The organism is Stenotrophomonas sp. GbtcB23, from assembly GCF_019091045.1.
Taxonomy (GTDB): Bacteria; Pseudomonadota; Gammaproteobacteria; order Xanthomonadales; family Xanthomonadaceae; genus Stenotrophomonas; species Stenotrophomonas rhizophila_A.
The window spans coordinates 1-12989 of sequence record NZ_JAGXKC010000012.1; the positions used below are offsets into that span (position 1 = coordinate 1).

Annotated in this window: 11 protein-coding genes; 6 read left to right on the top strand and 5 right to left on the bottom strand. The window is 65.6% G+C overall.

The features are described from left to right. Together KVS69_RS06845 and KVS69_RS06850 are read right to left on the bottom strand one after the other, a co-directional pair. Positions 1-829, bottom strand: an 829-nt coding sequence (locus KVS69_RS06845; protein ID WP_217537571.1) for a hypothetical protein, incomplete at its 3' end; no start/stop codon positions are given. Between the two features lie 382 nt (positions 830-1211). Further along, entirely contained in the window at positions 1212-2108 is an 897-nt protein-coding gene (locus tag KVS69_RS06850) for a LysR family transcriptional regulator (RefSeq protein ID WP_217537572.1), read from the bottom strand. A gap of 97 nt (positions 2109-2205) precedes the next feature. On the opposite strand from KVS69_RS06850, the gene KVS69_RS06855 reads away from it, so the two are divergent. From KVS69_RS06855 to KVS69_RS06865, 3 genes are all read left to right on the top strand, one after another. After that, the gene (locus tag KVS69_RS06855; RefSeq protein ID WP_217537573.1) at positions 2206-3075 is read left to right on the top strand and encodes an NmrA/HSCARG family protein; all 870 of its coding nucleotides are present in this window, start codon (positions 2206-2208) and stop codon (positions 3073-3075) included. Between the two features lie 110 nt (positions 3076-3185). After that, a complete protein-coding gene (locus tag KVS69_RS06860; RefSeq protein WP_217537632.1) occupies positions 3186-3755 on the top strand; it encodes a TetR family transcriptional regulator in 570 nt (189 codons plus the stop codon). A 63-nt stretch (positions 3756-3818) separates the two neighbouring features. Beyond that, on the top strand, positions 3819-4295 hold the full coding sequence (locus tag KVS69_RS06865; protein WP_025875918.1) for a nuclear transport factor 2 family protein: 477 nt from the start codon (positions 3819-3821) through the stop codon (positions 4293-4295). Positions 4296-4390: 95 nt separating this feature from the next. On the opposite strand, the gene KVS69_RS06870 is transcribed toward KVS69_RS06865, so the two are convergent. Next, on the bottom strand, positions 4391-4669 hold the full coding sequence (locus KVS69_RS06870; RefSeq protein WP_254622069.1) for a hypothetical protein: 279 nt from the start codon (positions 4667-4669) through the stop codon (positions 4391-4393). 145 nt (positions 4670-4814) lie between these two features. Then, positions 4815-5525 (bottom strand): SDR family oxidoreductase, encoded by a 711-nt coding sequence (gene bdcA / locus KVS69_RS06875; protein ID WP_217537633.1) that lies wholly within the window; start codon positions 5523-5525, stop codon positions 4815-4817. A 75-nt stretch (positions 5526-5600) separates the two neighbouring features. On the opposite strand from bdcA, the gene KVS69_RS06880 reads away from it, so the two are divergent. From KVS69_RS06880 to KVS69_RS06890, 3 genes are all read left to right on the top strand, one after another. Further along, positions 5601-6200 carry a TetR/AcrR family transcriptional regulator gene (locus KVS69_RS06880; RefSeq protein ID WP_217537574.1) on the top strand — a complete coding sequence of 200 codons (600 nt, stop codon included), beginning with the start codon at positions 5601-5603 and terminating at the stop codon, positions 6198-6200. Positions 6201-6449: 249 nt separating this feature from the next. Further along, positions 6450-11078, top strand: a complete 4629-nt coding sequence (locus KVS69_RS06885) for an autotransporter-associated beta strand repeat-containing protein (RefSeq protein ID WP_217537575.1) — start codon at positions 6450-6452, stop codon at positions 11076-11078. Positions 11079-11296: 218 nt separating this feature from the next. Continuing rightward, positions 11297-12193, top strand: coding sequence for a type II CAAX endopeptidase family protein (locus KVS69_RS06890; RefSeq protein ID WP_217537576.1), 897 nt, complete (start codon positions 11297-11299; stop codon positions 12191-12193). A 136-nt stretch (positions 12194-12329) separates the two neighbouring features. On the opposite strand, the gene pncA is transcribed toward KVS69_RS06890, so the two are convergent. Next, the gene (gene pncA, locus KVS69_RS06895) at positions 12330-12956 is read right to left on the bottom strand and encodes a bifunctional nicotinamidase/pyrazinamidase (RefSeq protein ID WP_217537577.1); all 627 of its coding nucleotides are present in this window, start codon (positions 12954-12956) and stop codon (positions 12330-12332) included. Between the last annotated feature and the right edge of the window lie 33 nt (positions 12957-12989).

The window sequence follows — 12989 nt, forward strand, 5'->3', positions numbered from 1 at the left end:
GCTCGGGACGGCCATGCGCATCGGCCATGTCAGCCATGTCGTACGGATACATATCATCCGACGGCTCAAGATCGAGCACACCAGGATCACTGTAGCTCTCAGCCGTAAGCAGCATTGCGCGCCTATCCCCACCTCGTGCCGCTGCAAGGAGGTGGTACCGATGTTTGGCCACCATCCGAACGAACCTGTCGCTGCCCGCGGCGATCTCCGCGAAGCCTACGGGCTCGGCCGACCACTGACCACGCCGGCGCAGTTCCTGGCCGAAGCGGCGATCGTCCTCGTGTGACAGACCCGCATACGGCTCGACCAGGTAGGCGATCGCAAGGTGCGCAGAGGCTAAGCCCCGCGCTGCAGCCGCCTCCAACCCTTCGAGCAGCAAGGGGAACTCGCCGAGCATTGCATCAAACCCTTGCTGCATACGCCCCACAAGGTCGGTCGACACCCAGTCGGCAGCGACGGCGGGCCCCGGTTCCTCAGCCTCCTCCCAATCGTCTTCATCGCTTGCGAACGCGGCAATCAGCTCCTCCAAGCGCACCGGGGCGTAGCCGGATGCGCCGAGGAAGCTGACCAAGCCTTGGGCTGAGCGCTCAGCCTCATCCGGCGGCATCCCAAAGTGGAGACACCTCTGGATGACCCCGTACTCATCCGGCGTAAGGCCGGTATCGCGCCATGCCACATCGCACCACACGGCTTGATGATGGAACGCGGCATGGGTGGAAAATCCTGCAGCGGCCGCCAGCAATTCATGGATCTGGCTGCGGGTAAGTGACGCGGAGCCCTGCGCACGAAGGTGCGCATGGGCAAGAAACGCATATTGCTTGATGGTCATGACTGATCCTCGATGGCCAAGCCGATCCGGGTCAGGCGCACACGTTTAAGTCCCGGCAGCTGGCCAGAAGAAGAGTCGATCAGGGAGTACGGCCTGTTTTTGCTCGTGTGCAAGCAAGGCGGGCGCCGCGGCTAGTGTATGCCCTCTACTGCTCGGATTCCAAGGCCCCGCTTATCTGAGCTGGAGCCGACCTGCCCATGGTCCGATGCCGCTGGGGAGCCGCTGGAGAGCGATCATTGCAGGCCAAGTTTCGCAGCCTCGAAGTAGCGAGGTCGGCTGACGCGGTGATCTGGTCACGCAGATACGCGAACCGTTAGACCACGGAGCGGCCGGATGCGCGAAGGCGAGCATCCAGGGATTTGTGGATGCCCGCTTCTGGCCGTCAGCGACCCCCGCCCGCGAACGCGGCCAGCTCCTCCGCTTGACCCTCGGGGAAGGATTCCTTGAGCAGGTCGAGCAGCGCCGACACCCTTGAGCTGAGCAGCCGTCGCGACGGGTACAGCGCCCATATCTCGATGGGCGGCGCCTTCGCATCTCCCCACGACACCAATGCGCCCTCCCTGAGATCGTCGGCAACCAGTGAGAAGGGCAGCATCGCCGCGCCGGTGCCTGCACGAACGGCATCGCGCACCATGGTCAGTGCGCCCAAGCGCAGCACCGGATCCACCGCGATACGTATTTCGCCACGCGGCGTCACCAGGTCCCAGCCGGTGGCATCGCTGGAAGGCCGGAACACCGCAGGCGCCGTCTCGCCCATCGCGGGCACGGGCAGGTCCGGGTGCGCTACCGCCACCAGGCGGTCCCGGATCAGCACCCGCCCCACCAGCCGCTCATCCGGATCCGGATTGACCCTTATCACCAGGTCATAGCCTTCTTCCACCATGTCCACGGCGCGGTCTTCGGTGGTGACGTCTAGCCGCACCTGTGGGTAGCGCTTCACGAATTCGGCGGCAATCCTGCCCAGCGCCATCTGCGAAAACAGCATCGGTGCGCTTACGCGCAGCCGCCCACGGGGCGTGTCGCCGCCTGAGGCAATGGACGTGGCCGCTTCGCCCAGTTCGGTAAGCAGCGTCTCGGTGCGCTCGAACAGCGCCCGACCTTCCTCGGTGAGCTTCAACGTGTGCGAGCCACGCTCGAACAGCCGCACCCCCAGGCTGGCCTCCAGCTCACCCACGCGGCGCGAGAGTGTTGCCTTCGGGCGGTCCGCGGCGCGCGCGGCACGGCCAAACCCGCCGTGTCGCGCTACCAGGTTGAAGTCGGCCAAGGCCAGCAGGTCCATGTGTTCCACCAGCGAGACAGGTGGTCCAAGTATATCGGCTATCGGCCCGCACGCGGATCAACAATCATGAGGCCTCACCACCCACCCGGAGTACCCCATGACCATTCTTGTTACCGGCGCCACTGGCACCATCGGCCGTCAGGTCGTTCAGCACCTCATCCAGCGCGGCGCAAACGTTCGCGCACTGGTCCGCACCCCCGCCACCGCCAACCTGCCCGCCACCGTGGAACTGGTGCAGGGCGACATGCTGGACGTGGATGCCCTCCGCCAAGCGCTGAAGGGCGTCTCCACGCTATTCTTGCTCAACGCCGTGGTCGCCGACGAATTCACCCAGGCACTCATCACCCTCAACGTCGCCCGCGAGGCGGGGGTGAAGCGCGTGGTGTACCTGTCGGTGATCCACAGCGACCGCTACGTCAACGTGCCGCACTTCGCCGGCAAGTTGGGCGTGGAGCGCATGATCGAGCAGATGGGCTTCAGCGCCACGATCCTGCGCCCGGCCTATTTCATCGACAATGACCTGACCATCAAGGACGTGGTGCAGGGCTACGGTGTGTACCCCATGCCGATTGGCAGCAAGGGGCTGGCGATGATCGACACCCGCGACATCGCCGAGATTGCCGCCATCGAACTGCTCAGCCGCGAACAGGCGCCGGAAAACAGCGCGCTGACCCGACTCAACCTGGTGGGCCCGGAAGCGCTCACCGGAGAACAGGTGGCCGCCATCTGGAGCGATGTGCTGAACCGCCCGATCGCCTACGGCGGCGATGACACGGCCGCCTTCGAGCAGAACCTGCGCCAGTTCATGCCGGCGTGGATGGCCTACGACATGCGACAGATGGCAGAGCGATTCATAAGCGACGGCATGCTGCCGGGCGCGGGTGACGTGGAGCGGTTGATGCAGTTGCTGGGTCGGCCGCTGCGTACGTACGCAGCGTTTGCGGCGGAGCATGCGTCAGCGGGCTGAGGGCCGAGCCTGGGCAGCGGTTGAACAGCCAGCTCTTGGAGCCCTCGGCGTTCGCCTTCTGGATGCACGCGATGGTTGACAAGGTAGAACGATCGTTCTACCTTGGCGCCATGGATAAGACAACGACCGACACCCGACTGAAGATTCTGGACACAGCGGAGGCGCTGATTTACCAGAACGGAATACATGCCACCGGCATGGATCTGCTGGTGAAGACCTCAGGCGTTGCGCGCAAGAGCATTTACCGACACTTTGAAAACAAGGACCAGGTTGCCGCAGCCGCGTTGAACGCGCGGGACGTGCGCTGGCTCAATTGGTTCAGGCAGGAATGCGACAAGGCCGGCAGCCCGGAAGCGCGCATCCTGGGCATGTTCACGGTGCTCAAAGGCTGGTTCGAGTCCGAGGGCTATCGCGGCTGTGCCTTCATCAACACGGCAGGCGAGGTCGGCGATTCCCACGACCCGATCCGCAGGATCGCCAAGCACCACAAACAGAAGCTGCTCGATTACACGCTGGAGCTCACCGGGCAACTGAACATCGCGCAGCCGGCCGTTCTGGCGCGGCAGTTGCTGGTTCTGATGGAAGGCGCCATCACCGTATCGCGCGTGATGGGTGACTACGACGCCGCAGACACCGCAAGGGATGTTGCGCAGTTGTTGTTAAAGCAAGCCACGCGCTAACGCCGCAGTATCCGAAATCCCGCCGCAGTACCCCGTTCATCCATTTCCATTGGAGGCCCCACCGTGTCCGCAGAAGCACCCCGTCCCCCCCTTCCCCCGTTCACTCTCGAATCGGCGATCCAGAAGGTTCGCTTGGCAGAAGATGGCTGGAATTCCCGCGATGCCGACAAAGTGGCGCTTGCCTATTCGCTCGACACCCAGTGGCGAAACCGCGCCGAGTTCACCAACGGCCGCGAGGAAGCCCGGCAGTTTCTTGCCCGAAAGTGGAAGAAAGAGCTTGAGTACCGGCTGATCAAGGAGTTGTGGGCATTCACCGGCAACCGCATCGCCGTGCGCTACGCCTATGAATGGCGCGACGACTCTGGAAACTGGTTCCGCTCCTATGGAAACGAGAACTGGGAATTCGGCGCGGATGGTCTGATGGAGCGCCGCTTCTCGTGCATCAACGACATGCCCATCAAGGACAGCGAACGCAAGTTCCACTGGCCACTGGGGCGCCGCCCGGATGATCACCCGGGGCTGTCCGACCTGGGTATGTAAGCTGCGGAGCCGACGTGGAGAAGGCCCGCGGGCGTGAATGCGCCTGCGGGCTTTCCATGTCAGCGCCGGGGTGCTCCTTCGCTTCAGGGGTCGGGCTACGACTGCACTTCAGCGCGGAACGCGATCTCGATCAACTGTTCGGGGAAGGCGAGCGCTGAAACCCCGATGAGGTTGCTGGCCACTTGGGGAACAGGCTGGCCATACACGGCGGGCCTGACCTTGCCGCTGGCGGCGAACGCGGCCGGCACATCGATTGCGAAAAGGGCTGGCCCGACACGAAGATCGAATTGTTCACGCGCACGGCCTGCACGTAACCATAAGCCGATTCCCACGGCACGCCGAAGCTGGCCGTGTTGGCGGTTGGAGGTGCTCATTTCGTTTTCTTCCTACACGGGCGGGAGGGGCAAGCGATGTTCGTCGCAGGCCCAAATGCCGCGCCCCGGTACCCAAGCGCTGTCCATCAATGCCGCAGCGTCTGGTCATTTCGACTCAGTGCACATCGCCAACAGCGTGCGCGCATCAAGCCCCAAACGCGCCATCAATCGTATGCATCGCGCCAGTCACGAAGCTTGCCTCCGGCCCGGCCAGCCAGGCCACCATGCCCGCCACTTCCTCCGGGCGACCGTGACGCTTGATCGCCATGAAGCTGTGCATCAGATCCTTCATGGGGCCATCCTCGGGATTGGCATCCGTATCGATGGGCCCGGGCTGAACGATGTTGATCGTGATGCCGCGCGGTCCGAAGTCCCGTGCCAGGCCGCGTGCCAGCCCCTGCAACGCGGACTTGCTAACCGCGTAGGACGCCATGCCCGGCACCGGCATCCTGTCGCCGTTCACCGAGCCGATCACGATGATGCGACCGCCGTCGCCCATCGTGCGCGCCGCCTCGACCGAGGCGTGGTACGGCGCATGCACGTTGATGCGCAGCAGGCGATCCACGGCGTCGGGGTCCTGATCCAACGCATCGCCGAAGATCGCGATGCCCGAGTTCACCACCAGCACGTCCAGCGGACCGGTGTCGCGGACGCGTGCGATCACCGCGTCACGGTCCGCGCTGTCGGTCTTCTCGGCCGTCGCCCCGGTTTCCGCGGCCAGCGCATGCGCCGCATCGGGGGACCCGCTGTAGGTGAAGGTCACTGAAGCTCCGTCCGCCACGAAGCGCCGCACGATCGCCGCGCCGATGCCGCGGCTGCCGCCCAGTACCAGCACCTTCTTGTTCTGAAAAGCCATTGTTGGACACGCCTGAGTGAGTAATGTAGCATCCACTATATAAATGGCATTCGGCACCTGTCAAGGAATTTAATAGTGGTCGATACAAAAACATCCCGACCGCGCGGTCGGCCCCGGGCGTTCGACCCCGACGCTGCCGTGGCCACCGCGCAGCAGCTGTTCCATGCGCGCAGCTATGACGACGTCAGCGTGGCGGACATCACCGGCACCTTGGGGATCAATCCGCCCAGCTTCTACGCCGCCTTTGGCAGCAAGGCGGAGCTGTTTGGCCGGGTACTCGACCGGTATGCATGCGACGGGGCGATCCCGCTGCGGCAACTGCTGGATCCGGCCCGGCCCGTCATCGACTGCCTGGCCGCCGTGCTTGAGGAAGCTGCATGCCGATACGCCGGCAAGTCGGGCGCGTCCGGGTGCATGGTCATTGAAGGGGTGCAGTCCATCGACGAGGACGCCAAGCGGGCGGCCATGGTGTTCCTGGTCGGCGCTGAAGCGGCGATCCGTGACTTCGTCGCGGCGCGCCACCCGGAAGCCGCTGACCGGGTAATGGACTACATGACCACGGTGATGATGGGACTGTCCACGAATGCGCGCCGAGGGCATGACCATGCCCGGCTGCTGGAGTCCGCGCGACTGGCGGTTGGGGGGTTGGAGCGGGCAATGGCCGGCCCCGGGTAGTCGCCGCTGGTACTTGGCCAGGCATGTCATAGGGCCGCTTCGTGCGGCCCTTTTTCATGGGCCGAAATAACCTTCGGGGTCGATGGCGCCACGCCGCGAGGGCCTCCAAACTGCTGTTTTACTTAACGATTCACGGATGGCGCCCAGCCTCTGCAGGAAAAGCTAAAGATTGGTCCCCCTCTGCCGCTTATGTGATGCGCAGCACACTTTCATGTTTTCTAAACAATTGCGTCATCAGGGGACCAGGGAATGAACAAAGTATTCAAGGTGGTATGGAGCAAGGCCGTGGGTCAGTGGGTTGTGACCTCGGAATTCGGGGCGGGCGCAGGTAGCCGCACCCGCCGAAAGGCCAACCGGCTGACCACCGGCCCGCTGGCGGCCCTGAGCCTGATGACATCGCTGGCGCTGTACGGTCCCTCCGCGATGGCGGCGGTGGACATCACCAACATCGGGTTTGAAACCGGCACGCTGAGCGGCTGGACGTATTCCAAGACCGGCACCCAAGGCTCTACCAGCTATGGCAGCACCGGTGTCGGCGCTGCGGTGGTCACCGGCATGACCGATTTCGAGGCCGACAACGGCACCCATAGCTGGACGGTGACGCCCTTCGGCAACAACATGGCCTCATTGCAGGCCGGCGCCGGTTCGGACTCGTTCACTACGGCTGCAACCGCACTTGGGTTGGACGCTGCAAGCCGTGCGCTGGTTGCAAGCACGATGGCCGGCTCGCCCACGAATGCATCGTGGCTGTACCAGGACCTGACTCTCGCTGCAGGCGACTACTTCAGCATGGCGTGGCAGTACGTCTCGACCGACTACGAGCCGTTCAACGATGCCTCGCTGACCTCGCTGATCAACCTCGGCGACGCCTCGGTGTTCGCGACGGTGAACAACCAGAACGCGCAGTATGCGCTGCTGGGTGCCACCAACCTCGGCACGGGCAGCTATTCCACCGGGAGCTATGGTGCAACCGGCTGGCAGGTCGCAACGTACCAGGTCAGCACGGCCGGCACGTACCGCCTGGGGTTCATGTCATTGAATCTGCAGGACACGCAGCTGAGCCCCGTGCTGTTCGTCGACCAGGCGCCCGGCCTGACCTTCGACAAGGGCGTGCCCTTCGGTCCGGTCGCACCCAATCCGGGCAGCGGCGCGCCGACCACACCCACGACCCCGACGACCCCGACCGGCCCAATCATCATCGATGGCCCCAAGGGCACCGATGAGCTGGGCAACGAAGACGAAGCGTCGTTCGAGGGCGGTACGCTGGTGGTCGACAAGGACACCAACGTGGATGTCGACTTCAAGATCGACGACAAGCCCGGCACCATCGATCAGAACGGCCACGAGTCAACGTTCACCGGCAAGATCGACGACGCCACCAATGGCGTCCCTGGCTCGCTGATCGTAAAGAACAGCGGCAACGGCGGTTCGGTCACGCTGACCAACACCAACGGCTACACCGGTACCACCGAGGTCGACGAGAACGCCACGCTGGCATTGTCCGGCAATGGTTCCATCGACAAGTCGAAGAAGCTCGTGATCGACGGCACGCTGGACGTGACCCAGGCCGGTCCGGTCGTGAACATCACCTCGCTGGACGGCAAGGGCGATGTGGCGCTGGGCAACAACACGCTGTCCATCACCGATGCCAACGACGAGTTCGAAGGCACCATCGGCGGGCAGGGCGACGTCGCCATCAAGGGCGGCACGCAGGTGCTCTCTGGCACGAACACCTACGCTGGTGGCACCTCGGTCAGCAACAATGCCGTGCTGCAGGTAAGCAGTGATGAGAACCTGGGCGACGCCGCAGGCGGCCTGGCCTTCAATGGCGGCACGCTGCACACCACCGGCGACGTCAGCAGCGATCGCGATGTAGTCCTTGCGGGTAATGGCACGTTCGATACCGACGCCAACACCACGCTGACCAACAGCGGCGATGTGTCTGGTACCGGCGGCCTGATCAAGAACGGCGAAGGCGCCCTGGACCTGACCGGCACGGTCAGCCACAGCGGCGGCACCACCGTCAACGAAGGCGAGCTGACCCTCTCGGGCCAGAACACCTACACCGGCGGCACCACGCTCAACGGCGGCGTGCTCAACGTGAGCAGCGATGGCAACCTCGGCGATGCCGCAGGCGGCGTGACCTTCAACGGCGGCACGTTGCACACCACGGGTGATGTGCTCAGTGATCGTGACGTCGTCCTTGCGGGTAATGGCACGTTTGATACCGACACCAACACCACGCTGACCAACAGCGGCGATGTGTCCGGTACGGGCGGCCTGATCAAGAACGGCGAAGGCGGCCTGGAGCTGACCGGTACGGTGAGCCACAGCGGTGGCACCACCGTCAACGAAGGCGAGCTGATCCTGTCGGGCCAGAACACCTACACCGGCGGCACCACGCTCAACGGCGGCGTGCTCAACGTCAGCAGCGACGGCAACCTCGGCGATGCAACGGGCGGCCTGACCTTCAATGGCGGCACCCTGCACACCACTGGTGACGTCAACAGTGACCGCGACGTGGTCCTTGCCGGCGACGGCACCTTCACCACCGACGCCAACACCACGCTGACCAACAGCGGCGATGTGTCCGGCAATGGTGGCCTGATCAAGAACGGCGAAGGCGGCCTGGAGCTGATCGGTACGGTGAGCCACAGCGGCGGCACCACCGTCAACGAAGGCGAGTTGACCCTGTCGGGCCAGAACACCTACACCGGCGGCACCACGCTCAACGGCGGCGTGCTCAACATCAGCAGCGATGGCAACCTCGGCGATGCATCGGGTGGCCTGACCTTCAACGGCGGCACGCTGCAGGCATCCTCTTCGATGACCACCAGCCGGTCGATGGTGCTGGACAGCGTGGGCGCGCTGCGCAGCAGTGAAGGCAGCACCCTGACGGTCAACGGCCCGATCAGCGGCGGCGGCACCCTGGTGGCGAACGGCCAGGGCACGCTGGTGCTTGGCGCGGCCAACACCCACGCAGGCGGCACGCTGATCAGTGGCGGCACGGTCGTGCTGGCGCATGCTGGCGGGCTGGGTTCCGGCGCCGTGGCGATCAATGACGCGACCCTGCGCACGACGGTCGACACCCAGGTGACGCAGCCGCTGCTCGTGATGGGCGAGGCTAGCCTGGATGTGGCCTCGGGCACCACGACGCAGCTGACCGGCATGCTGGACGGTTCGCGCAGCACCGGCTGCTTCATCAAGAGTGGTGCGGGTCGCCTCAACATGGCAGGCACCGCGGTCCTGGCCAATGGCACGTGCGTCAACGAAGGCACCCTCAGTGCCAATGGCGTGCTGATGAGCAATGTGCAGGTGGAACGTGAGGGCACGGTGCGTGGCACGGGCACCATCGCCGGCAACATGCGCGTCGATGGCACGCTGGCCCCGGGTAACTCGCCGGGCACGCTGGCAGTGACGGGTACGGTCACGCTGACCGACGACGCCACGCTGCAGATCGATATCGACGGGTACGGCACCGGCGCCGGCGCGGGCAACTACTCGCGCCTGCTGGTGTCCGGCGCGGCCGGTCGCTTCGTCGCCAACGGCACCCTGCAGCCCCTGCTGCGCGGCATCAGTGGCAATGCGGGCAACACCTTCACCCCGAAGGTGGGCGACATGTTCCGCATCGTCAGTGGCGAGGGCGGCGTGACCGGCACCTTCGACCGGATCCTGCAGCCGACCGAGGGCCTGGCCGCCAGCACGCGTTTCCAGGTGTACTACACCACCGGCTTCGACATCGACCTGTACGTGACACCGACGGCCTACAGCGCTGACCTGGTCGGCAAGGTCAACGGCAACGGCCTGGCCACTGCCGCTGCACTGGATGCCTTGGTGGAAGCCAGCGACGCCGGCACCACCACCGCGGAGCAGACCGATCTGCTGCGCGCGGTATGGCAGCAGGATGCGGTGGCACTGCCGGTGCTGGTGACCGCCCTGACCGGTGAGAGCCACGCCAAGCTGGCCGCGCTGGCGCAGTCCAATGCGACCGCACTGGCCGACGACGTGACCCGTCGACTGGGCCAGGGTGTGCTGCTGGATGAATCCAGCACGCGTATCGACCAGCTGCTGTGGGCCAACATCGGCTACGGGGATCTGTCGGTGGACGCGGATGCCAGCGCCGACCGCTTCGATGCCCGCCAGCGTCGTGCCACGGCCGGTATCGACGTGTACCGCTCCTCCAACGTGGCGTGGGGTGCCGGCTTGGGCCGCACGACGTCGGAACTGGAGCGCAGCCCGCTGGACAACACGCTCGACAGCAACGCGTTCTTTGCCTATGGCGCCGCCAGGGCAGGTGCGGTGGTGCTGGACGGCATGCTGTCCTACTCGGCCGATCGCTGGGAAAGCCAGCGTCCGGACGCCCTGGGTACGGGTGGTCCGCTGTCCGGCAAGGCCTCGGGTACTACCCGCATGGCCAGTGCCGGCGTCAGCCTGCCCTTCACGGCGGCAGGCCTGAGCTGGCAGCCCTCACTGCGTGGCAACTGGCAGAAGGTTGAGCGCAATGCCTACCGCGAAGCGGGTGACTCGCTGGCGGCGCTGGACGTCGCACGCCTCCAGGCGGAAGGTAGCCGCGCCACGCTCGGCCTGTCGGTCGGCTCGCTGCTGAACGATCCGCTGGCGGCGCGCGGGACCTGGCAGTTCGGTCTGCAGGCGGGCATCAACCACGGCCAGGCCCGCCAGGCCACGGTGACTACCGCACTGGCCGGCGAGCGCGTGGACCTGTCTGCCGCCGAGGCGGGCAAGGCCTTCGGTCGGGCGCAACTGCAGGGCACCGTGCGCCTGGGAGCGTCGAGCTACCTGTACGGTGGCGTCAGCACCGAGCAGGGGTCGGGCGTGGAGAACAACAGCGTCAACGCGGGTATCCGCATCGCGCTGTGATGCCAGGCAGCGGGAGGGCCCAGCCCTCCCGCTGCGGCATGCAATCGAGGCCGCGCAGCCCATTGGGGTGCGCGGTCTTTTCAGTTGATGGGTGTCCTACTTCAATCGGCGATCCGGGTGATTCATCGGCGGCTTCTGTTGCTTGGTCGCAAACCGGTTGCCACGCCCCCGCGCGGAGGGCAACTTGCGGCGGCGATCACGTCGACCTGGAGCCGCGCATGACCCCCGTTGCCCTGTATTCGCCCGATCCGGCCCGCGGCTGGCTGCCTTGGGCCTGGTTGACGCCGATCCTGATGATCCTGTTCAACGCGGTGCCGGTGATCGCGCTGGACGGGTGGATGCAGTCGCAGCATTGGTCGACGCCGAGCGGCGATCCGATCGGCCTCGCTGGCTTGCATGCGCTGCTGTGGATCGGCTTCGCCCCGACGCTGGCGGCCGTGCTCGCCTGGGTACGCTTCGTCGAAGGGCGCTCGCTGGCGAGTATCGGGCTGACCGGTCCGTCGCCACTGAAAACCTTCCTGCACGGGCTAGCCGTTGGATTCGGCACGATCGCGCTGGTCGCAGTCGCGATCTGGATCGCTGGCGGCATGCAGGCCGCGGATTTGGGGCCGGCCTGGCGGTCGCCCGTCAGTCTGCTGCACATCGCTCTGCTGCTATTGGGATTCATGTTCCAGGCGAGCGTGGAGGAAGTCATCTTTCGCGGCTGGATGCTGTCGGTGGTGGCGCGCAAGACCAATGTCACGGTGGCAGTGCTGCTGGTATCGCTCGTTTTCTGCTTCCTGCATTTCAGTCCGCACCAGCCGCCCCGGGTCATGCTCGGCACGTTCCTGTTCTCGCTGTTCGCCTGCGCCTGGGCGCTGCGGACCGGCAATATCTGGGGCGTGATGGGCTGGCACGCGGGGTGGAACTGGTTGCTCGCGACCGGCTTCGAACTGCCCGTCACCGGCATGGACTCGCACTTGCCGGCCCTGCTGGTGGCGCTGCGCCCGTATGGTCCCGACGCTCTGACCGGTGGCGCGGAAGGACCAGAAGGCAGCTACCTGTGCAGCGTCTTCCTCGTCGCCGCGATCGCGTGGATCCAGTGGCGAAAGACGCGCGGAGCTCAGACCTTCTAGCCGCCCAGCAGGTAACGCCACTGCCCGGGGCACCGCCCCGCCCGGGCCCTTGATGGTCCGTCACGACCAACGGTCGTGACCTACCGGATGCGGGGTCAGCGGCTACGTCCATTCGGTGGCGTGCCAGTCCCGCGCGCTAGATCACTGCGATCTTGGCCTTGGCCAGCGCCTCGCGCACCATCCCGTCGTTGGCTTCCGTCACGGGCCGGGTCAGCTCCCAGTGGAACTTCACCCGGAACCCTGCCTTCACCGCGTCCTGCGCACTCCACAGCACGCAGTAATCGCGCGCCAACCCGCACACATGCACCTCGCGGATGCCACGCTCGTGCAGCCAGCCGGCAAGGCCGGTGGCCGGGCGGGTGCCGTCAGGCCCATGGTTCTCCCGGAATGCACTATAGGAGTCCACCTCACGGCGGGTGCCCTTGCGCAGGATCAGGTCGGCCACGGTCCAGTCCACGCCCGGGTGCAGCACGGCGCCCTCGCTGCCCTGCACACAGTGGTTCGGCCACAAGGTCTGCGGCTGCGCATGCAGCAGGATGGTCTCGAACGGGAGCTTGCCCGGATGCTGGCTGGCGAACGACGCGTGGTCGGCCGGGTGCCAGTCCTGGGTTGCCACCACCGTGCGGTAGCGGCGTTCTGCCAGAAGGTCGGCAATCGTCGCTACCAGCGCATCCCCTTCCTCGCAGGCCAGCGCGCCACCGGGCATGAAGTCCGGCTGCAGGTCGATTACCAGCAGGGCGACATCGGCGGGCAGGGCGGTCATGGAAGCTCCAGCGCAACGGGGGCAACCAGCGTG

Bases quoted from the DNA above. Each gene is read 5' to 3' on its own strand.
- pncA (WP_217537577.1), bottom strand. From the start codon at position 12,956: ATGACCGCCCTGCCCGCCGATGTCGCCCTGCTGGTAATCGACCTGCAG.
- KVS69_RS06890 (WP_217537576.1), top strand. From the start codon at position 11,297: ATGACCCCCGTTGCCCTGTATTCGCCCGATCCGGCCCGCGGCTGGCTG.
- KVS69_RS06855 (WP_217537573.1), top strand. From the start codon at position 2,206: ATGACCATTCTTGTTACCGGCGCCACTGGCACCATCGGCCGTCAGGTC.
- KVS69_RS06860 (WP_217537632.1), top strand. From the start codon at position 3,186: ATGGATAAGACAACGACCGACACCCGACTGAAGATTCTGGACACAGCG.
- KVS69_RS06885 (WP_217537575.1), top strand. From the start codon at position 6,450: ATGAACAAAGTATTCAAGGTGGTATGGAGCAAGGCCGTGGGTCAGTGG.
- KVS69_RS06870 (WP_254622069.1), bottom strand. From the start codon at position 4,669: ATGAGCACCTCCAACCGCCAACACGGCCAGCTTCGGCGTGCCGTGGGA.
- KVS69_RS06850 (WP_217537572.1), bottom strand. From the start codon at position 2,108: ATGGACCTGCTGGCCTTGGCCGACTTCAACCTGGTAGCGCGACACGGC.
- bdcA (WP_217537633.1), bottom strand. From the start codon at position 5,525: ATGGCTTTTCAGAACAAGAAGGTGCTGGTACTGGGCGGCAGCCGCGGC.